We start from the raw sequence: 19,117 nt of genomic DNA, 5'->3' as shown, positions 1-19,117 counted from the left end.
CAACGCGAGTGATACAGGACATGCGACGATGAATACCAAAGACCGCATCCATCACCGTCTCGAGCGCAGCCGTGCCCCATCGGTGAAGAACTGGGACCGGCGGCCACGCGCCGATCAGGAGTTGGGCGAGTCCGCGACGGTCGATTGCGGCTGGGGGCGCCTCTTGTTCGGGCAGACCTTCACGGACCCCATGGTTTTGGCTGCGGCGCTCCAGGACGAGCGTCCGGGCAAGCGGGACGTCGCGCTCTATCTGAGCGATCCGCATGTGGTGCTGTCCTACGCGCCGCAGGATCTCTTTCTCGATCCCTCCCATACCTTCCGTCTTTGGCTGGAGCGCTATCAGTCCTGTCAGCGCCGTCCCAAGGGATTTCAGATCCGTCTGCTCAACAGCCGTTCCGACGCCGAGGCGATCCAACGTCTCTATATCGCGCGTGGGATGGTGCCGCCCGGGGCCGACTTCATCTGGGGTAACCGAACCTCGAAGGTGTTGACCTACTGGGTCGCCGAGGACGATCAGGACGGCTCGTTATTGGGCGTGGTGACCGGTGTCGACCACGCCGCCGCCTTCGAAGATCCCGAGAACGGTGCCAGTCTCTGGGCGTTGTCGGTGGATGGGCAGGCCCCCTATCCGGGGATCGGCGAGGCGCTGGTGCGCCAGGTGATCGAATACTTCCTCGCGCGTGGTCGGTCGTTTCTGGATCTTTCGGTCATCCACGACAACGCCAATGCGATCCGGCTCTATCAGAAACTCGGCTTCGAGCGCATCCCGGCCTTCGCGCTCAAGAACAAGAACGCCTTCAACGAGCCGTTGTTCATGGGGCGCCAGCCGGAAGGCGATCTCAATCCCTATGCCAGCATCATCGTCAACGAGGCGCGTCGGCGCGGGATCGGAATCGAGGTGATCGATGCCTCGGCCGGCTATTTCGCCCTGGTGCTCGGCGGACGTCGGATCGTCTGTCGAGAGAGTCTGAGCGAGTTGACCAGCGCGGTCGCCATGAGCCGCTGCGACGACAAGGCGGTCACCCATCGTCTGCTTCGGCATGCCGGGTTGCGGGTGCCCGAGCAGGCGCGTTTCGAGGCGCTCGATCAGGCTGAGGCCTTTCTGTCTCGTCTCGGCAGCCTGGTGGTCAAGCCGGCGCGGGGCGAGCAGGGGGCCGGAATCAGTGTCGATGTGCGCGATGCCGAGACATTGGAGCAGGCGATCACCGCGGCCAAGGGGGTGTGCGAGACGGTTATTCTGGAGGAATACGTCGAGGGCGACGATCTGCGGATCGTGGTGATCGACTCCCAGGTTGTGGCCGCCGCGATTCGGCGCCCGGCCCAGATCGTGGGAACCGGTCAGCACAGCATTCGGGATCTGATCCAGGCGCAGAGCCGACGTCGCCGGTCGGCAACCGGCGGCGAGAGTGCGATTCCGATGGATTCGGAGACCGAACGCTGCGTGACCCAGTCTGGCTACGATCTGGATGATCTCTTGCCTGAGGGCGAGTTCTTGCAGGTGCGCAAGACGGCCAACCTGCACACCGGGGGCACCATCCATGACGTGACCGAAGAGTTGCATCCCCGTCTGGCCGAGGCGGCCATCGCCGCAGCGCGGGCGATCGATATACCGGTGACTGGACTGGATATGATCGTTCCCTCCGTTGGTGGGACGGATTATGTCATCATCGAGGCCAATGAGCGGCCCGGTCTGGCCAACCACGAGCCGCAGCCGACGGCGGAGCGTTTCGTCGATCTGCTTTTCCCTCAGACGGCCGCCCGTGAGGACGAGACGTGAAACTACCTCGAATCGATTCCGACTATCTGGTCGACATCCTGCTCCGATTGTTGTTCACCCCGAGCCCGTCGGGTTATACCGATCGGGTCGTGCATCTGGTGAGCGAGGAACTGGAGCGTCTCGGCGTTCCCTTCGAGCTCACCCGGCGCGGGGCCATTCGGGCGACCCTTAAGGGGCGTGTCTCGGAGCCGGATCGGGCCGTAGTCGCCCATATCGATACGCTCGGGGCCATGGTCAAGTCGCTCAAGGACAACGGTCGGCTCGTGCTGGTGCCGGTCGGTCACTGGAACGGGCGCTTCGCCGAGGGCGCGCGCGCCACGCTCTTCACCGATCACGGTCAATGGCGCGGCACCATCCTGCCGCTCAAGGCCTCCGGACATACCTTCGCGCCAGAGATCGACAATCAGCCCGGCGGCTGGGATCACGTCGAGTTCCGTATCGACGCCAAGGTGCGAAACTTGGAGGGTCTGCTGCGACTCGGGGTCCATGTTGGCGATTTCCTCGCCATCGATCCGACCCCAGAGATCACGGATACCGGCTTCATCAATTCGCGCCATCTCGACGACAAGGCCGGGGCTGCCGTGCTCCTCGCCTCGATCGAGGCGCTGATACGCGAGGGCTTCGACCTGCCGGTCGACTGTCATCCGCTCTTCACCATCTCGGAAGAGGTCGGATCCGGTGCCTCTGCAGCGCTGCATCAGGACGTTGCCGAGATGCTCACCATCGATAACGGCACCAGCGCGCCTGGGCAGAACTCCAGCGAGTTCGGTGTCACCATCGCCATGGCCGACCAGAGTGGCCCTTTCGATTATCACCTGACCCATCGCATCATCCAGCTCTGTCAGGAGTTCTCCATTCAGCATCAGCGCGACGTCTTCAAGTACTACCGCTCGGACAGCGCGGCCGCGCTGGAGGCGGGCAACGACGTGCGTACCGCTCTGGTCACCTTCGGCGTGGATGCCTCGCACGGATACGAGCGCATCCATCTGGATGCGCTCGAGTCTCTGGCACGTCTGGTCTCCGTCTATATGCAGGGTCCTCCGCTCTACAGCCGCGATCGCTTTGGCATCGGACCGCGCGCGGGTTTTCCGATTCAGCCAGGCTGATTCGAGGCGCTCATTCAAGCGTCTTTCAGCGCTTTGCGCTCACGGTCAATCAAGGCATGTCTCGTCGAGGGGGACTGGCGTATTCGCACTTCGAGTGTCTGAGGTGCGAATACATTCGAACCTACAAAAATCGGGAATCTGTTGTTGGCCCCTTCTTGAGTGATCTGTGAACCCCGTCACAGTCTAGGAGTATTGGCACCCACGAGACGGCTCGCTCCCGTTGCGTCAGGGAGGAAGATGTCTCCACAATCAGTGGAAGCCTCACAACCAGACCAAGGAGCGGCCCTCAATGGCAAGGGATCAGGACACGGCGAACCCGCATGTTCGCCATACCCCGGATATGGCGAGCACGACCAAGGGTGGCGGGAAGACACGGGAACTGCTGCTCCTGGTTCTTCTCTTGCTCGTTCTCTTTTACGCCCTCTTCGCCAGTCCGATCGCGCCCTGGCCCCTGTTTGCGACTGGGTATCAGGCGTCGACGCACGGATCCAGGAGCCCGCATCCCTTCGATGAACGACCGCTGCCGGTCTCCTATCTCGAAAGCCCCCTGCGCGACAAGCGCCTCGCCGCCGCCTTGCCGATCGCGCTGGAGCTGCGCCAGGGTCTCGCCGACGCCGCGCAGGCCCCGGCAGCCGTCGATGTCGAGGTCCACGACGGTGCCGGCGACGATTACCAGGTCGAATACCGGCTGGACGGCCGTCTTCATCGCCTCACCCTGTCCGCTCTGCCGGAGCGCTCCGACGCCAACCTGATTGCACTGCGGACCCTGCTCGATGGGCTTGCGCCGGAGCCGCCAGCCATCGCGGCCGAGGCAGCCCCGGGAAGGGGACAACCGATCCCGCTCAACAGCCGCGACATGCTGCATGCATTGGCCGAGCTTGACAGCCGGCTCGACGCAGCCCCGGAGGCAGACATCCTCCTCCAGGCCGCCGAGCTCTATGCCTGGGAGGCCTTCTTCAAGACCGCCGTGACCGACAGCGGCGTCGCCGACCTCCTGGCGACGCGCGCCCTGGCCGCCTATCTGGCATCCGGCGCGCGGGATCCCTTCGTCGAGGGCCTGGTCTGGCTCGCGCTCGACCTGCCGGCGCCCGCGTTGGCCTCACTTGAAACCGCCCCCGAGACGGACCGGAGCCGGTTGCTCATCGCCTTCGCTACGCGCGATCTAAGCGGACTCAAGGCCGCGTCCGAGGCGGGCGGCGACGATGTGAAGCTTGCGAACTATCTGCTCGCGCGCGCCAGCCGCGAAAGCGGCATGGGTTCCGAGGGATCGGCCCTCATCAAGCGTTTCGCGGGCGACTATGTCGATTTCACCCATCTCGCCGAATATGCCTCCTCGATCCGCGTCGTGGGCGTCAGCAATTCCCATGTCCGCCAGTACCCGCTCGATCTTCTCGAGCTCCACCTGGAGATCCTGGGCGAGCTGGTCGAGCCAGCCTCACTGCTGTCCGATCCGGAACTGGTCGCGACCGCACGGCTCGGGACTACGCGGAAGGAGGCCCTTCCGCACTGGGTCCAGTTGGAATCGCGGCTCCTGGGTCAGCCGCTGCGGATGCGCCAGGCCCGCCATCTCTTCGACATGGATCTGGTGAAGAGGCTGCTCGCGCTGGAGACGCAGGACGCCCTCTACTATCAGGTCACCTTCGAGGCCCAGGGGCTTGGTCGTCCCCCGCAGGCGAGCGAGATCGCGCAGCTGGTCGAGCAGGCCTACCCCGACGCTCCGCTGCGCCAAACCGCCTGGCTCTGGGTGCGCGGCTATGATCCCGAGGTCGAGACGCGGATCCAGTTTTTTAAGACATTGAGTCTCGACGGAGCGGATCGTCGCCTGCTCGGCGATTTCATTCTCTTCTTGCACACCTCCAAGAATGCTGCAGATTTTCCCAAGGTGCTCGACGCTCTGGACGCCCTGCATGCCCTCAGCGACCCGGCGCGCGGAGATCTGCTCGCTCTCGTCTCCTCCTGTCGCGATCTCCATCTCGTCAACGGCTGTGCGCGCCCGCAGCTCGACCTGGCCATGGCCGCCGCGCCCTTCGACTACGAGGTCGCGCGTGAGATCGTCGGTCTGAAGCTGTCTCCGAGCGCTTTCGGCGCCTACGCCGAGGGCATCGAACATCTTCCGGCGATCCTCTACCTCAAGGGCAAGCTGGCGAAGGAGGCGGGGGATTCTGCCGCTGCCGAGACCGAGCTGCGCCGCGCCATATCGGCGAATCCCAGCGACAGCAAGCCCTATGATCTGCTCTCGACCATGCTGATCGACGACGGCAAGCCGCAGCAGGCCATTGAGGTCATGCAGTCCTATCTGGAACACGATCACACCACGCTGACAGCGGGGCGCTTGCGGATCAGCATCGGCGATCTGGAGATGGACGCCGGCAATGCCGAGACGGCCTATCCCATCCTGGAACAGGCTGCCAGGGACGGAACCGGCTATGGCCTTATCGGCTTTGCCCTGGCGAGCGAGCGCACCGGCCGCGAACTGCAGGCCGAAAAGTACTTCACGACTGCCGCCAAGCGCTATCCGAGGCGCCGCGCGCCCGCCGAGCTGGCCCTCTTCTACCTGCGCCAGGGCAACCGCGCCGCAGCCTTGCAGGTGCTGCGAACCTACAGACGCTACAACGCTGCCGACTATTTCGTCCCGTGGCTGGCCAAATACGCCCACGAAGCGGGAGATCCATCGCTAGCCGTCGCGCTCGCACAGGAGGCGTCGCCCTCTGACTGGAAAGGAATCCGGGTGCGCAGTTCCCTGGCCAGGGAATTCCTCGAACTCGACGAGCCGGCGACGGCCGCCGAGCTCTATGGCGCCCTTGCCCGCGACATTACGGACCCGCGTCACACGTACCCCCACAACTATGCCCCGCGCTATCTCGCGGCGAGCGAGGCCGCGCAGCCGGGTTCGACCGCGCCGTTGCTTCGGGAGCTGCTCGACCTCTATTCCAAGACCATCCCCACCGTCACGGAGTACCTGGGGGTGCATTTGCTCATGAACGACGAGCCAAGGCTTGCGGTTCCGGTTTTCCTTGAGCGCATGGATCTGTCGCCGTATCGCGCCGACATCTCCCTGCTGATGGCGGCCCTCGCCTGGCGCGAGGGTGGAGGTGCCGACACCGAGCAGCAGCGCGCGATTCTGGCGCGACTTCAAGACTTCGACGACGACTGGCTCGCCACGCGCGTGCGCTTCCTCACCCGGCAGATCGACGCGCCCACACTGCTCGCCGCCGCCAAGGGCCGCTCACGCCTCTGCGAGGCGCACTACTTCCTGGGCGCTATCGCCGCGGAGCAAGGCCGCCGCACGGAGGCGGAGCGTCACCTCACGATCAGCCTGCAGACCCGGGCCGCCAACTACATGGAGTATCAGTATGCCTACGACCTCTTGCGCAAGCTCGACGACAAGGACGCCGAGAGCTAAGGCTGGCCTGGTCCTAGCTTTAGTCTGCCTCGTTGGCGCCGCCACTGGGGCGACGGCGGGCGAGACGCTGTCGAATCCTTTGCTCGACTACTTCCGGCGCGACACCGGCCGCGAAGACCCGCGTCTCATGATGGATCGCTACGCGACCGTCATCACGCAGGTCAGTGGTCTCAGGCTCGACCCCTTGCCCCAAGTCGAGTCCGCGTCGCGCGGCGACATCCTCGCCACCTACTTCAAGCAATCGCCGTTTCTTTGGGACGCAGACCAGGAAGGGGAGGTTGCAGGCCAGATTGCGCTCTTTCGCACCCTGGGCCTTATCCCCGCAGACTTCGCGCTTGCCGCCAGAGACCAGGCATCGCCCTTGAACGGTATCGCTGGCATCTATGACCCGTCCGGGAAGCACGTCCTTCTGGTGAAAGGCGCATCCGGCGACGAGCTCGCACGGACCCTGACCCACGAGCTGGTTCATGCCGCGCAGGACCAGGCCATCGGTTTGACGGCGTACCAGGAGCGGTACAGCGGAACACTGGATGCGACGCTGGCCGCAACCGCACTCCTGGAGGGGCAAGCACAAGCCGTCCAGGTTCTGCAGATGCTCCGATCCCAGATGCCGGACGACGCCGAGACCTATCTCGCCGAAATCTTGAGCCAGCCCATGGAACTCGTCCCGACACCGGGCGAGCAGTTCCTCAGCGAGCTGAGCCTTGCCCCCTACGGCGCCGGAGCCCTGTTTGTGCTCCAACGCTATCAGGACGGCCAGGAAAAGGATTTTGCCGCCATGTTCGACCAGGTGCCGACCACGACAGAGCAGATCCTGCATCGCGATAAATTCGTTGCGGGGGAGGAGCCGGAGCAATCGCCACTCGCGGGCAAGGCCGAAGGCATTGCCAAGGCGCTCGGCGGTACGGTGCTCTATCAGACCCGTCTGGGCGAGCTGGTGATTGCCAGCCTGATGGCCAAAAGCGACGACGAATCAGCCTCCCGAGCCGCCGCAGGCTGGAATGGGGATTGGGCTGTCGTGATCCAGATGCGCGATGGTGCCAATGTCGCCTTGCTGGATACCCTTTGGGACAGCACGGAAGACGCTGCGGATGTCGTCGCCGTCCTGAATGCGCCGGCGCCGGCCGAGACGCTGCCGGACGCACCGTCGAGCCCCCGCATCCTGCACGACGCCAAACGGGTCTTGCTCATCTCCGGGCCAGACGATGCGGTGGCCGAGACCGAAGCGGTGGTCAGGACGCTTGATCTTGCCCCCAGCCCATAATCGATTGGGTAAGAATGTGCGAGGCCGGCCTATAGTCTCTTGGCCGGTCACCGAATACCCGCGCCCATAAGCGCATCCCGGGCGGCGATTCGTCCTGTTCGCACAATCCACTCCCGTTGGAGGCCTCCACGGCGACGCAGACTGGGTGGTGCCCAAGGCTCAGTGGGACACGCCCTTCGGCTATATCGCCACCAAGCACAAGCGCATGTTCCTGTCCTACACCGACACCCACGGCTGTCCCGGCCATTTCGCCAACCATGAGCAGGCCACCGACGACACCAGCTTCTTCCCGCCGCTGCTCGCACAGTTGATGCTCGATGGTGTCGGCACGGAAGACGATCTGGATTGGCGCTATCTCTGGTCCGCGCTCGACCGGGTCATCCGCGACGGCGAGCGGGCCGACCAACTCAGCTTCGATCTGGGTGTCTGGTCCGATGGCCGCCCGGTGCGTCCGGTCAGCGTCTATCTCTCCAGCAACTGATCCGGGCGCTGATCTTGGCTGCCACGAGCGCTGCCAAGCCGAAGCGCTGATCGACCAACGGTGCGCGGGATCCGATTCTGCCGGTCGGTGAGTAGGGTTGCCTGGGGCGGGAGCTAGAAACTCCAGCGAACACCGCCGTCTCGAGCCTCTCGGGTGTGGGGCGCTTTCAAGGTCGAATAGAGCCTCAAGCGGCCGCGCCGATGAAATCGGGGGCCGCCGAGGGCGATCACGCCTTCAGCTTGTCGTTCATGAAGGGGGTGATGAGGTCCAGTATGGCGCGGTGGACCTTGAGGTTACCGGCGGCGAGATTGCCCGTTTCCAGATAGCGGGTACCGCCGCTCAGGTCGGTGACCGTTCCTCCCGCTTCCTGCACCAGCAAAGCGCCTGCGGCGCAGTCCCAAGGCGAAAGGCCCAGCTCCCAGAATCCATCGGTACGGCCCGCCGCGACATAGGCCAGGTCGAGGGCGGCCGAGCCGGGGCGGCGCAGTCCGGCCGTGGCCTCGGTCATGGCCTTGAACATGCCGACATAGGCGTCGATGTACCGCTGGTCGCGGAAGGGGAATCCGGTGCCGATCAGCGCGCCTTCGAGCGACGGGCGGTTGGTGACGCGGATCTTGCGGTCGTTGAGCTGAGCGCCCTGTCCGCGCGCTGCGGTGAACATCTCCTCGCGCAGCGGATCGTAGACCACGCCACATTCGAGCTGTCCCTTGTGCTTGAGCGCGATGGATACGGAGTATTGGGGGAAGCCGTGAAGATAGTTGGTGGTTCCGTCCAGCGGATCGATGATCCACTGAAAGTCGCCGCTGCCCTGTTCGCCGCTTTCCTCGGCCAGGATGGCATGGCTGGGGAAACGTCCCCGCAACTCCTGGATGATGGCCGCCTCGGCGGCGCGATCGACGTCGCTGACGAAGTCGTTGTGGCTCTTGGACTCGAATTTGATCTGATCGACTCGATCCGAGAAGCGCAGGAGTATTCTGCCGGCACTGCGAGCGGCACGGATGGCGATGTTGAGACTTGGGTGCATGTCGTGAAGGATATCCCGAGCGGTCGCTGTATCATAGCTCGATGATACGGCGATATTCTTGATGAACTGACCGCGCATGATAGACCAAATGACCGACTCGCTCGCACGAATCCGCTTCGTGATGGTGGAGACGACCCACACCGGCAACATGGGGGCGATGGCCCGAGCGATGAAGACCATGGGTCTTTCGCGCATGGAGCTGGTATCCCCCAAGACCCGTCCGGATGCCGAGGCCATGGCCCGCGCCTCGGGTGCCGACGTGCTGCTCGAATCGGCAGGCGTCCATGAGAATCTAGTGGATGCGCTTGCCGGCTGTCGGTTGGTCATCGGTGCCAGCGCCCGTTTGCGCAGCATCGAGTGGCCGCTGCTCGATCCGTCCGAGTGCGCGCGCCGTTTGCTGGACGAGGCCGCCGAGGGCGATGTCGCCCTGGTGTTCGGACGCGAGAGTTCGGGTCTGTCCAACGATGAATTGGCCCGCTGTCATTATTTGGTGCACATCCCCACCAATCCCGACTTCAGCTCGCTGAACATCGCCGCCGCCGGCCAGGTGTTGGCCTACGAGATCCGGCGTCAGGCGCTCGCCGGCGTTCAGCGCGAGTCCGCTGCGGATTCGGAGGAGCGGCGCGATTTGGCGCCCGCCGATGAGATGGAGGGGTTCTTCGGCCATCTGCTCGAAACGCTGCTGCATATCGGGTTCAGCGATCCGGAGCAGTCGCGCACCCTCATGAAGCGTTTGCGGCGTCTGTTCAATCGTGCGCGTCTCGACCGTGTCGAACTCAATATCCTGCGCGGTATCCTCAATGCCGCCCAGGGTCGCAAGACGTCCGAGCGTTTCAAGCGGCACGACGCCTAGACCTGCCGGTCTTGGTGATACGCGTTCCCCGTACCAGACAGTGAGAGAAGTTCATGTTCGCCCGATTGAATGAGGATATCCGTTGCGTCTTCGACCGCGATCCGGCCGCGCGTAACGGTTTCGATGTGCTGACGACCTATCCGGGAATTCATGCCGTGATGGCCCACCGTCTGTCGCATTGGCTGTGGCGTCGTGACTTCAAATGGCTGGCGCGCGTCTTGTCCAATTTCGCGCGACTCTTCACCGGTATCGAGATCCATCCGGGCGCCGTGATCGGGCGGCGCTTCTTCATCGATCACGGCATGGGTGTCGTGATCGGAGAAACCGCCGTCATCGGTGACGACTGCACCCTCTATCATGGGGTGACGCTCGGCGGGACGAGCTGGCAGAAGGGCAAGCGCCATCCGACCCTCGGGTGCGACGTGGTCGTGGGGGCGGGGGCCAAGGTGCTGGGACCGATCGATATCGGCGATGGCGCGCGCATTGGCTCCAACGCGGTGGTCGTCAAATCGGTTCCGGCTGGCGCGACGGCGGTCGGCGTGCCGGGGCGAATCATCGAGTCGGCGGGCGACGCAGCCACCCAGCGTCGCGCCGATACCGCCAAGCGGATCGGCTTCGACGCCTATGGCGCCACCCGCGATGCCCCAGACCCGGTCGCCAATGCCATCAACCGCATGCTCGATCACATCCATCACATGGATCGACGCATGGAGGCGATGTCCCAGGCGCTCGAATCTCAGGGCATCATGCAGTGCTTCGCGCACGAGACCGACCTGGACTCCATGACGATGGAGTCGGCGACCAACGCGGACGAACTGGACGACCCTAACACTCATAGGGCTTAATTGATCGTTCTTGTCGGGTAACGTATGATTCACCCTCGAAAACGAAGCCGGAGGGGCTGCACGTGAGATTGACGACCAAGGGCCGCTACGCTGTGACCGCGATGCTGGATCTGGCTATCCATCAGGGACAGGGACCGATTGCGTTGGCCGATATCGCTCAGCGGCAGGGCATTTCCCTGTCCTATCTGGAACAACTGTTCGCCAAGCTGCGTAAGCGTTCGCTCGTGACCAGCGTTCGGGGTCCGGGCGGAGGCTACAATCTCGCGCGCGCCGCCGCCGAGATCCATGTCGCCGAGGTGATCGCAGCGGTGGACGAGAGCGTTGATACCACGCGCTGTGGTGGCGCCCACAATTGTCAGGATAATGGCCCCTGTCTCACCCACGATCTGTGGCACGATCTCAGCGATCTCATCTACGAACATCTGAATAAGATCGATCTGCAGCAGTTGGTCGATCGTCGCGACGAATCCGGGCAACGTCCCCCGACGACCTGTGCCGCCGTGGACGTCAAGCTCGACGTTCAACGCATCGTTGAAAGCGCCTGAAGGACCATTCGTTCATGAGGCGGGGTCCTGGCCTGAACAAGCACTTGCCTTCGTCGTCAATCCGGTTAGCATGAGGCTACCCGGCCAGCCTAGGGTCGTTTTGATTGCGGACGGGTGACCTTCTCCACCCATGCAGCTCGTCGTGCTGAACTCCACCAAGAATTATTTCGAACTCTTCGACCTTCCGATGAGCTTCGCGATCGATGCCAGCCTATTGGCCGAGCGGTATCGCGCTCTGCTCAGAAGCGCCCAGAGGATCCGTTACGGAATCGACAACGATGTCGATTCCGCCGGAAACATCCGGGCCGTGACCCAGGTCGAGAAGGCCTACCGCACCCTGACCGATCCGCTCTCCAGGGCGGAATATCTCTTCAGTCTCTATTCGGAGACCTCCGCAGAGTCTGGTGATTACGCCGAAATTCGAGGGAATCGGGGTGCGTCCCTCATGGAGGAGATGGAGCTGCGCGAGACGCTGGCCGAGGCAAGCAATCGGCCGGATCCCGCGACCGCAGTGGCCGAGATCCTGACCAGTCTCGCTGAGGAATGCGCTGCGCTCGACAAGGAACTCCACGACCTGTTCGCCGATCCGTGCCCGAGCAATCTGCGGGCGGCGCGTCAGATCGTCCGCAAGCTCCAGTCCCTGAGCCGCTGCCGGCGCGATGCCGAGGAGCGGCGGCTCGAACTGGGTATTCAGGACTGACTCAGGTGTCTATCGGGTTGCCGTCTCAGCACTGCTCCCAGGGCAGTCCCTGGAAGCGCCATCCGCCGAGGGTGCTGCGATGGTGCTGTTCGTCGAGATCGCCCTCGAATCCCTCATCGACGTGATAAACCGCTTTGAATCCCTCGCTGATGAGTGCCTTGCCGGCTTCGAGCGAGCGTTTGCCGCTGCGGCAGATGAGGATGACTGGGGCGCACCCCGCACTTTGGTCGCAGGCGGCGCCCCCGAGCAGAAGCTTGCGAATCTCGGTGACGAAATGCGGGTTGACGACCCAGTCGGGCTCGTCGATCCAGGGGACGTGGACGGCCCCCTTGGGATGCCCGACGAACAGAAATTCCATGGAGGAGCGAATATCCACCAGTACCGCCTGCGGATGGGATTCGAGCAATTCCATGGCCTCCTGAGGGTTCAGTCCCTGCGGTTGATCTTCGTTCATACGGTCTTCCTCCAGATCGGGGTTCGGTTGGTGGTTGGTGTCGTTGCCATGCAACGGCGGAATGCAGTCGCCTTGATGTCCTATCGGCCCATCGGGAGCCGGGGGTGCATGTGGCGATCGTTTTCGTGTCTGGCGCGATCATAGCGGCTCGGTGTTTGGATCGCGCGCACCGACGCCAGGTTTTCCGGCAGGACGCGTTGCTCGATCCGGTCGGCTCCGTCCTTCGGTTCGCGAGCCGAACTAATTAAGGGCGGTGCGTCTTTTTTTCATCTTGCGGGCCGGCTCGGGGCGCCTGGATGGCCTTTTCGAGGAGAATCGATTGGCGAAGCAATCACAACAACACTCAGATCGGCCCTTCGGTGTGGTCTGGAAGGATGCGCTGGCGCATTTTCTGGTGCGTCTCATCGCCCGTTTGCCCTTGTCGGCGACCCATCGTCTGGGCGCGTTCGCCGGGGCGATCGTCGCCCGCTGGCCGAATCGGCAGCGCCGCAATGCGCTCATGAATATCGCGCTCTGCATGCCGCATCTGTCCGCGCAGGAGCAGCTGCGTCTGCGCGATCGCAATCTCAGGGAGTTCGGCAAGACCTACGCCGAGATCGGCTATCTCTGGCTGCGCCCGGTCGACCAGGTCTTGGGGTTGGTGAAGGAGGTTCGAGGGGCCGAGTGGCTGCGCCGGGAAGAGGGGAAGGGGTTGATCGTGCTCTCTCCGCACATCGGAGCCTGGGAGCTGGCGGGGCTCTATCTCGCGGCGCAAGGGCCAACAGCCATCTTCTACAAACCCCAGCGCTATCTCGACGACCTCATTCGTGCCTCACGCGCGCGTACCGGAGGGGAGCTGGCGCCCATTACCGCCAAGGGCATCCGGGTGCTGGTTCAGGCGCTGGAGCGCGGCGATTTCGTCGGGATCCTGCCGGATCAGGAGCCCAAGGCCAACAAGGGTGCCGTCTTCGCGCCCTTCTTCGGTATGCCCGCATTCACCATGCTACTGGTCAATCGGCTGGCCAAGCGCACCGGGGCTCCGGTGGTGTTCCTTTTCGCCGAGCGTCTGGTCGAGGGGGGATTTAGGCTGCACTGTATCCCGGCCCCCGAGGAGGTCGCCAGCGAGGATGATGAGGTCGCCGCGCGTGCGCTCAACGAAGGGATCGAGCGTTGCGTGCTGACCTGTCCTGAGCAGTATCTCTGGTCCTACAAGCGTTTTCGTCGGCGTCCCGAAGGCGGGGTCAAGGTCTACACAGGCCCGCTGGACGATGCCCATGTCTTTCGCCACGTGAGGCGTTTGCAAGGCGGTTGAGTGAAGGTAGGCCCCAGCCATGTCAGACGCACGACATGGCTGGGGCTTATCGGGTCAGTGGAGCGGGCGTTCTCAGGAGATGGTGTCGGAGGCGCTGCTGGATTCGCCCTTGTTATCGGTCCAGGCGATCTCGATCGGGTCGCCGACCGCGCCGCCCTTGAATTTGAAGGAGAGGTAGGGGTTTTTGGATACCCCGCCGCTCCAGGATGCGGTCATCACGACCTGGTCCTTGTATTTGCCGACGACCTCCTGGATGAAGTGCGCCGGAACCAGCTCTCCTGTCTTGCTGTCCTTGCGCAGTCCGGTTTCCATCGGATGGCTCATCAGGCATTTGACGGTGGTTTCATCGCCTCTCAGTTTGGCGCGAATCTTGATATCTGGCATCGTCTCTCTCCTCTATTGGCGTCTTTGATCGGGGCGGTGTTGTGTGTGGCAGTCGGTGAGACCCTGGCTCAGCCGCCGCATCCGCCGATGGTGACCTTGACGTTCTTCGCGTTTTTGTAAAGCGTGTCCCCGGCCTTGACGACCGCGACGACGTCGGCCGTTTTGGCCATCTTGATGCGGGTTGCGACGAAAGGAAGGGCGATCGGCGACAGCTCGAACGAGGCGATCAGTGGGGTTTGGTTACCGGAGGCGATGATGGCGATCGAGGTGACCCCCTCCAGGTCCGTTTCCACCGTGATCGGAACCACGGCGCCGTTCTCGGCGATGTCCGGGGCTTTGATCTTGATCTTGTCGCTGATCTCGGCGTCGTCGGCCCCCATGAGGCTGCTTAAGGCGGTGGGGATGTCCTTGGCGCGGAAGGCGGTCTCGTTCCATTCGGCCAGCACGCGTCCGGGTGTCAGCAATCCGGCTCCGGCCGCGATGCCGATCGAGCCGGCCGCCAGTGAGCCTTTCAGTAGGATTCTACGTTTCGCGTCGATCATGCAGGATCTCCTGTCGAGCGTCAGTGATGAAATGAAATGGGCGAGCCTAATGGTCGAATGCAACGTCCTGGCTCGCTGAAGGACGGTCTTGCCGTGATGGGGGCGAGCCGGTCGAATATGTAGTCCGGCAACGGAGATCGGGCCGCTTTGCCGGCTGCGTCGCGCGCCTGAGCTTACAGCAGTCCTTGCGAGCCTCGAAAGAAAGGGCTTGCGTTCGGCTGGCAACGCCTGCAGATCGCGGCCCTGGTGCGTCGCGTCAGCCGGTTCGGCCTTCCCCTCTATTTCTGCCCTTTTCATCGCGCTTCTGATCGCGTTCTTCTTCTTTCCAGGCATCCAGTCTCGCCTGGATTCGCGCGGCGTCGTGATAGGGAATATCGCGGTTGCGCAGGGCGAACTCAAGCTGACGGATCGCCGGTTCGAGGTCGCCCTCGGCATAGAGCTTTTCGGCGCGGAATCGATGGGTCGCGGCGCGGTTGCCGGCCTTCATTGCGGCCTGCTCCAGCATGTCGTAGAGGAAGGCGTTTCCGGGGCGCAGTCTGGCGACCGTCGTCAGCTCGTCTATCGCCTTGTTCGGTCGGCCCGCGTCCAGGAGCGCTTCGGCGTAGGCCACGCGCAGCGGCCATTGATCCGATGCGAGGCTGGTCGCCTGGCGCAACATCTCCACGGCCTGCTTGGCCTTGCCCATCTTGCGGTCGAGCCGCGCGTCCAGAATGATAAATTCGGCCTGGCTGGGTTTTGCCGACAGCAGTGCGTTGGTCAGTTTCTTGGCCTGGGACAGGTTGCCGGCGCGCTCGAGCGCCAGCGCATAGCCGTAGCGTTCGGCGATCTCGCTACGCAGCCGTCCCTCGCGCAGCGTCTTGCGGAAATGGTCGACCGAGAGTTGCGCGCGCGAATAGGCGCGCTGGCGCAGGTTGGCGCGCGTCAATTGAAAGCCCAGGCTGTCCGGGCGTTGTCTGGCGCCGTGGTCGTCGGCGCGTCCCAGCGCATCGGCGATACGGTTGCTGTTGACCGGGTGGGTGCGCAGGAACTCGGGCGCGTTGTTCGCGTAGAGCCGGCTCGACTTGGTCAGCTTTTCGAAAAATCCGGCCATGGCGTAGGGATCGAACCCAGCGTTCGCGAGCGTGGCGATGCCGAGCCGGTCGGCCTCCTTCTCGTTGTCGCGGGTGAAGTTGATCTGACGCTGAAGCGCTGCGGCCTGGATGCCGGCGATGGCGGCGACACCGGCGTCGGACGAGACCTGTGCGCCCAGGATGGCGGCGGCGATCAGCAGCGCGGTCGCCGGGATCGACATCTTGCTCTGCTCTTCGATGCTGCGCATCAGGTGCCGCTGGGTCACGTGGGCGATCTCGTGGGCCATGACCGCAGCCAGTTCGCTTTCTGTTTCGGCGGCCAGGACGAGCCCGGCATACACGCCGATGTAACCGCCCGGACCGGCGAAGGCGTTGACCACGGGTTCGTCGATGAGGAAGAAGGTGAAGTTGCCCGTTGCCTCGGGGTCGGCGGCCACCAGCGACTGCCCGAGATTTTCGATGTAGTTGATCAGGGTTGGGTCGTCCACGATCTTCAGCGATTCGCGCACGCTGCGCATGAAGGCCTTGCCGAGCTTCTGCTCGGCTCCGGTCGACATGACGGCATCCGCCGAGCTACCCATGTCCGGCAGGTCGAAGGCCTGGGTGGTTGGTACGGCGAGTCCGGTTGTCGCGATCACGCCGGCCGCGAGCAGGAGTTTTCTGATTCGGGTGGGAAGTCTGGTCGTTATCATCGCTTGCTCAGAGAGGCGACCGTCCGCTGAGTTCCCGTCGCGACGGTCTGCCGATTCAGGTGGGCGAGTGAAGTATGGCCGAAGGTTTTCGGCGACGGGTGCAAACACAATGAACCGGCCGTTGGTCTCGGGTCAAGCGGGTGTGTCTGCATGGATCAGTTGAGCTGTATGCGCTGTCCCCAGGGCACCGGCGCGCGCCCCTTCACCAGCCAGATGACGGGGTAGGTGGGCTCGCGCTCTGGAAACTCGCCGTTGGCGTCGGTGAAGTAGACCAGCAAGTCCGGAGGCAGCTCCCGGTCGGCGATCCAGTCGAACACCGGGGTGAAGTGGGTCCCACCACCCCCGGCGAGCCGAGCGGGACGCTGGAAGGCGTCCCAAGGCTCGAAATGGAAGGGGGCGCCCGGATCGAGTCGCGCATCGCAGGGGAGCAGTGTGACGCGCGCTCGCACCTGTCCCTTGAGCGCGTCGATCTCGGCCATGAAGTCGTCGAGCTCGCCATCGCGAATGGAACCCGAGGTATCGATCGCCACGACCAGATCCATCTGGTGGCTGTGCAGACGGGGCAGGATGAAGTCGCCCTCGCGGCGCGAGGGGCGGTAATAGTCGTAGTCGTCTCGGGCGTGGGCCGTGAGATAGCGTGCGAGCAGCATGCGCCAGGGTAGCTGGGGCTGGAGCAGATGGTCGATCATGCGCGCCATCTCGCCGCCGAGTTTGCCGGCCTGGAGTGCCTGCTGAGCGGCGCCGGCGAGCCGCTGTCGCCATTGCGTCGCGAGCGTTTCGCGCTCGCTCGCCGACAAGGGGCGGGGCTCTGGCGCGCCCGAGCCCGTGTTGTCGGTCTCGACTGCTGGCGCGCTGGATCCTAAGCGGCCCTTGTCCCCTTCATCTTGGTCGTTCCGACGGCCGTTCGACTCGGCGTCGTTGTGCTCGGGTTGGCTGCCGTTCGAGCGTTCCTCTTGGTCGTAGAGATGCTGGTCGAGCGTCTCGGACGGGTCCTCCTCGTCGATCAGCGGATAGATCTCCTCGGCGGTCAGTCCCTTGAAGCGCGGCTGTGCGAGCGCCGAGTGCGGCGGGATCAGTCCGTCGTCGATCAGGAGCGGGTTGATCGCGTGGTCGCAGGCCAGATCCCAGCGATGCTTGATGCGGTGTTGGCGTCGCGCGAAGTGCGAGAGCGCGCAGTGCAGTGCCTCATGGGCCAGGATGAACTGGGTCTGCTCCAGGGTGAGCGACGCGATGTAATCTGGATTGAAATAGAAGGACTTGGCATCGGTCGCGGTGGTTTGGCACCAGTCGGAGTCGGCTGGCTTCAAGGGTAGACGCAGCACCAGTGCGCCCAGGAAGGGCTTGTCGAGGATGAGGCGCGTGCGCGCTGCGGCCAGCTTGGTCTCGACCGCAGACGGATCTGGCTTCGTGGCGGACTCAGGCATAGAGCATGACATCCGATACGGACTGTGCCCAGTCGGCGAAGGCCGGTATCTCGAACAGTCGGTTGCCGAGCGCGCGGTGCAGATCGGAGACCAGCATCACGCCCATCTCGCGCTCATGGAAATACCCGGCGTAGTTGAGGATGTTGCCGATGAGGATCTGGCCGTCGTCCTCCCCCATCGCGCGGATCGCCCGGCCGACCAGGGCGGCGGCGACGGCATACTGGAGGTCGATCTCGCGCGGAACGCTCACCGATTCGCCGCGCGCGATGGCGTCCAGGTCCGGCATCTGTTCCAGACTGCGGATGAAGGCGGCGAGCTCGATCCCGGCGGCCGGGCCGACGCAGGCCTGGAGCGCCCCTTGGAGCAGATCCGGGTCATCCTGAAATTTCCGGAGTCCGCGATGGGCGAATTCCCAGGATCGCGGCGATGGAAAGGCGACCGGATTGTGAGCCGGATCGAAATCGAACAGGAGTTCGGGTCGGAAGCGAAGGAAGGCGATGAGGCGCTCGTCGATGCCGTTGGCGTAGGCCCAGGCCACCCAATCGTCCAGATGGGCCTCGACCTCGAAATGGGCGAAGCGGTTGGCCAGTGGCGCCGGCATGGCGTAGGTGACGCCGCGATCGCCCTGGCGGTTGCCGGCGGCGAAGATGGCCCAGCCGTCCGGAACCTGATACTCGCCCAGTCGGCGGTCCAGGATGAGTTGATAGGCCGCCGCCGACACCGCCGGCGGGGCGGAGGTGATCTCGTCGAGGAAGAGGATGCCGCTTGGGCCGTGGCGGTGGATGTCGGGCAGGACCGCCGGGATGGCCCACTCGACCCGGTTGTCGTCACGGAAGGGGATGCCGCGCAGATCGCTCGGCTCCATCTGCGACAGTCGAATATCGATCACCGAAACACCATGGTGCTTGGCGATTTGAGTCACTATCTGTGACTTTCCGACCCCCGGAGGCCCCCAGAGCATGGTCGGCGTGTGGTGGCCTTCGGCGGTACTGGTGAGCTCGCGATCCAGGACGCGAAACAACTGGGCTGGACGCATGGCGTGTCTGATTCCTCCGGGCAGGGTGAGCGCAAGGATCGGCTGGATAAGACTGAATGGATCAAATGGGACTAAATCTGGGGTTTGGCAACCGCTTGAAATTGATGGTCGTCATTGCAAACCCAGTCGTCGTTCAATTGCCCATGCTTCTTGTCACCTATTAGAAAAACGCTGTATTCTTATGCCCCTTCTCGTCCCCGTGATCGTGCCCGCTGTCGGGTGACGC

Annotated in this window: 17 protein-coding genes; 10 read left to right on the top strand and 7 right to left on the bottom strand. The window is 63.8% G+C overall.

The features are described 5' to 3' along the window. Window positions 1-28 precede the first annotated feature (28 nt). The 5 genes from ngg (at window position 29) to THIDRDRAFT_RS12700 (ending at window position 8,031) form a co-directional block, all read left to right on the top strand. A complete protein-coding gene (ngg, locus tag THIDRDRAFT_RS12720; RefSeq protein WP_007041260.1) occupies window positions 29-1,777 on the top strand; it encodes an N-acetylglutaminylglutamine synthetase in 1,749 nt (582 codons plus the stop codon). Beyond that, window positions 1,774-2,883, top strand: a complete 1,110-nt coding sequence (locus tag THIDRDRAFT_RS12715; RefSeq protein WP_007041259.1) for an osmoprotectant NAGGN system M42 family peptidase — start codon at window positions 1,774-1,776, stop codon at window positions 2,881-2,883. Before ngg ends, THIDRDRAFT_RS12715 begins: the two co-directional genes overlap by 4 nt. A gap of 289 nt (window positions 2,884-3,172) precedes the next feature. Further along, a complete protein-coding gene (locus tag THIDRDRAFT_RS12710) occupies window positions 3,173-6,286 on the top strand; it encodes a tetratricopeptide repeat protein (RefSeq protein WP_007041258.1) in 3,114 nt (1,037 codons plus the stop codon). 79 nt (window positions 6,287-6,365) lie between these two features. Further along, complete coding sequence (locus THIDRDRAFT_RS12705; protein ID WP_040844781.1) at window positions 6,366-7,550, top strand: hypothetical protein; 1,185 nt, start codon at window positions 6,366-6,368, stop codon at window positions 7,548-7,550. A gap of 148 nt (window positions 7,551-7,698) precedes the next feature. Continuing rightward, window positions 7,699-8,031: a hypothetical protein gene (locus THIDRDRAFT_RS12700; RefSeq protein ID WP_139058722.1), complete on the top strand. Its 333-nt coding sequence runs from the start codon at window positions 7,699-7,701 to the stop codon at window positions 8,029-8,031. Between the two features lie 226 nt (window positions 8,032-8,257). Here THIDRDRAFT_RS12700 and THIDRDRAFT_RS12695 read toward each other — a convergent pair whose 3' ends face one another. Further along, window positions 8,258-9,055, bottom strand: a complete 798-nt coding sequence (locus tag THIDRDRAFT_RS12695) for an inositol monophosphatase family protein (protein WP_040844800.1) — start codon at window positions 9,053-9,055, stop codon at window positions 8,258-8,260. An 88-nt stretch (window positions 9,056-9,143) separates the two neighbouring features. On the opposite strand from THIDRDRAFT_RS12695, the gene trmJ reads away from it, so the two are divergent. From trmJ to THIDRDRAFT_RS12675, 4 genes are all read left to right on the top strand, one after another. Next, window positions 9,144-9,908 (top strand): tRNA (cytosine(32)/uridine(32)-2'-O)-methyltransferase TrmJ, encoded by a 765-nt coding sequence (gene trmJ, locus THIDRDRAFT_RS12690; protein ID WP_007041254.1) that lies wholly within the window; start codon window positions 9,144-9,146, stop codon window positions 9,906-9,908. A 53-nt stretch (window positions 9,909-9,961) separates the two neighbouring features. Continuing rightward, window positions 9,962-10,753, top strand: coding sequence for a serine O-acetyltransferase (gene cysE, locus THIDRDRAFT_RS12685; protein ID WP_007041253.1), 792 nt, complete (start codon window positions 9,962-9,964; stop codon window positions 10,751-10,753). Window positions 10,754-10,815: 62 nt separating this feature from the next. Next, window positions 10,816-11,298 (top strand): Fe-S cluster assembly transcriptional regulator IscR, encoded by a 483-nt coding sequence (gene iscR, locus THIDRDRAFT_RS12680; RefSeq protein ID WP_007041252.1) that lies wholly within the window; start codon window positions 10,816-10,818, stop codon window positions 11,296-11,298. 142 nt (window positions 11,299-11,440) lie between these two features. Beyond that, a complete protein-coding gene (locus tag THIDRDRAFT_RS12675; protein ID WP_139058721.1) occupies window positions 11,441-11,998 on the top strand; it encodes an iron-sulfur cluster co-chaperone HscB C-terminal domain-containing protein in 558 nt (185 codons plus the stop codon). Between the two features lie 25 nt (window positions 11,999-12,023). On the opposite strand, the gene THIDRDRAFT_RS12670 is transcribed toward THIDRDRAFT_RS12675, so the two are convergent. Then, window positions 12,024-12,452 carry a rhodanese-like domain-containing protein gene (locus THIDRDRAFT_RS12670; protein WP_007041250.1) on the bottom strand — a complete coding sequence of 143 codons (429 nt, stop codon included), beginning with the start codon at window positions 12,450-12,452 and terminating at the stop codon, window positions 12,024-12,026. Window positions 12,453-12,813: 361 nt separating this feature from the next. On the opposite strand from THIDRDRAFT_RS12670, the gene THIDRDRAFT_RS12665 reads away from it, so the two are divergent. Next, complete coding sequence (locus THIDRDRAFT_RS12665; protein ID WP_425358440.1) at window positions 12,814-13,743, top strand: lysophospholipid acyltransferase family protein; 930 nt, start codon at window positions 12,814-12,816, stop codon at window positions 13,741-13,743. Window positions 13,744-13,815: 72 nt separating this feature from the next. Here THIDRDRAFT_RS12665 and soxZ read toward each other — a convergent pair whose 3' ends face one another. From soxZ to THIDRDRAFT_RS12640, 5 genes are all read right to left on the bottom strand, one after another. Next, window positions 13,816-14,127, bottom strand: coding sequence for a thiosulfate oxidation carrier complex protein SoxZ (soxZ, locus tag THIDRDRAFT_RS12660; protein ID WP_007041248.1), 312 nt, complete (start codon window positions 14,125-14,127; stop codon window positions 13,816-13,818). 68 nt (window positions 14,128-14,195) lie between these two features. Beyond that, window positions 14,196-14,669 (bottom strand): thiosulfate oxidation carrier protein SoxY, encoded by a 474-nt coding sequence (gene soxY / locus THIDRDRAFT_RS12655; RefSeq protein WP_007041247.1) that lies wholly within the window; start codon window positions 14,667-14,669, stop codon window positions 14,196-14,198. 256 nt (window positions 14,670-14,925) lie between these two features. After that, window positions 14,926-16,431 (bottom strand): beta-barrel assembly-enhancing protease, encoded by a 1,506-nt coding sequence (locus THIDRDRAFT_RS12650; protein ID WP_007041246.1) that lies wholly within the window; start codon window positions 16,429-16,431, stop codon window positions 14,926-14,928. Window positions 16,432-16,586: 155 nt separating this feature from the next. After that, complete coding sequence (locus tag THIDRDRAFT_RS12645) at window positions 16,587-17,855, bottom strand: vWA domain-containing protein (RefSeq protein WP_007041245.1); 1,269 nt, start codon at window positions 17,853-17,855, stop codon at window positions 16,587-16,589. After that, window positions 17,848-18,891: an AAA family ATPase gene (locus THIDRDRAFT_RS12640; protein ID WP_007041244.1), complete on the bottom strand. Its 1,044-nt coding sequence runs from the start codon at window positions 18,889-18,891 to the stop codon at window positions 17,848-17,850. The genes THIDRDRAFT_RS12645 and THIDRDRAFT_RS12640 overlap by 8 nt, the downstream gene beginning before the upstream one ends. Window positions 18,892-19,117 lie beyond the last annotated feature (226 nt).

Origin of the sequence: Thiorhodococcus drewsii AZ1, from assembly GCF_000224065.1 — a bacterium.
Lineage (GTDB): Bacteria > Pseudomonadota > Gammaproteobacteria > Chromatiales > Chromatiaceae > Imhoffiella > Imhoffiella drewsii.
The sequence above is the reverse complement of the archived record's forward strand: the minus strand, read 5'-3'. Positions and strand labels throughout refer to the sequence as shown.

What these genes read in the sequence shown, in the direction of transcription:
- ngg (WP_007041260.1), top strand. Translation starts at nt 29, where the DNA reads ATGAATACCAAAGACCGCATCCATCACCGTCTCGAGCGCAGCCGTGCC.
- THIDRDRAFT_RS12710 (WP_007041258.1), top strand. Translation starts at nt 3,173, where the DNA reads ATGGCAAGGGATCAGGACACGGCGAACCCGCATGTTCGCCATACCCCG.
- THIDRDRAFT_RS12695 (WP_040844800.1), bottom strand. Translation starts at nt 9,055, where the DNA reads ATGCACCCAAGTCTCAACATCGCCATCCGTGCCGCTCGCAGTGCCGGC.
- trmJ (WP_007041254.1), top strand. Translation starts at nt 9,144, where the DNA reads ATGACCGACTCGCTCGCACGAATCCGCTTCGTGATGGTGGAGACGACC.
- cysE (WP_007041253.1), top strand. Translation starts at nt 9,962, where the DNA reads ATGTTCGCCCGATTGAATGAGGATATCCGTTGCGTCTTCGACCGCGAT.
- THIDRDRAFT_RS12670 (WP_007041250.1), bottom strand. Translation starts at nt 12,452, where the DNA reads ATGAACGAAGATCAACCGCAGGGACTGAACCCTCAGGAGGCCATGGAA.
- soxZ (WP_007041248.1), bottom strand. Translation starts at nt 14,127, where the DNA reads ATGCCAGATATCAAGATTCGCGCCAAACTGAGAGGCGATGAAACCACC.
- soxY (WP_007041247.1), bottom strand. Translation starts at nt 14,669, where the DNA reads ATGATCGACGCGAAACGTAGAATCCTACTGAAAGGCTCACTGGCGGCC.
- THIDRDRAFT_RS12650 (WP_007041246.1), bottom strand. Translation starts at nt 16,431, where the DNA reads ATGATAACGACCAGACTTCCCACCCGAATCAGAAAACTCCTGCTCGCG.
- THIDRDRAFT_RS12645 (WP_007041245.1), bottom strand. Translation starts at nt 17,855, where the DNA reads ATGCCTGAGTCCGCCACGAAGCCAGATCCGTCTGCGGTCGAGACCAAG.
- THIDRDRAFT_RS12640 (WP_007041244.1), bottom strand. Translation starts at nt 18,891, where the DNA reads ATGCGTCCAGCCCAGTTGTTTCGCGTCCTGGATCGCGAGCTCACCAGT.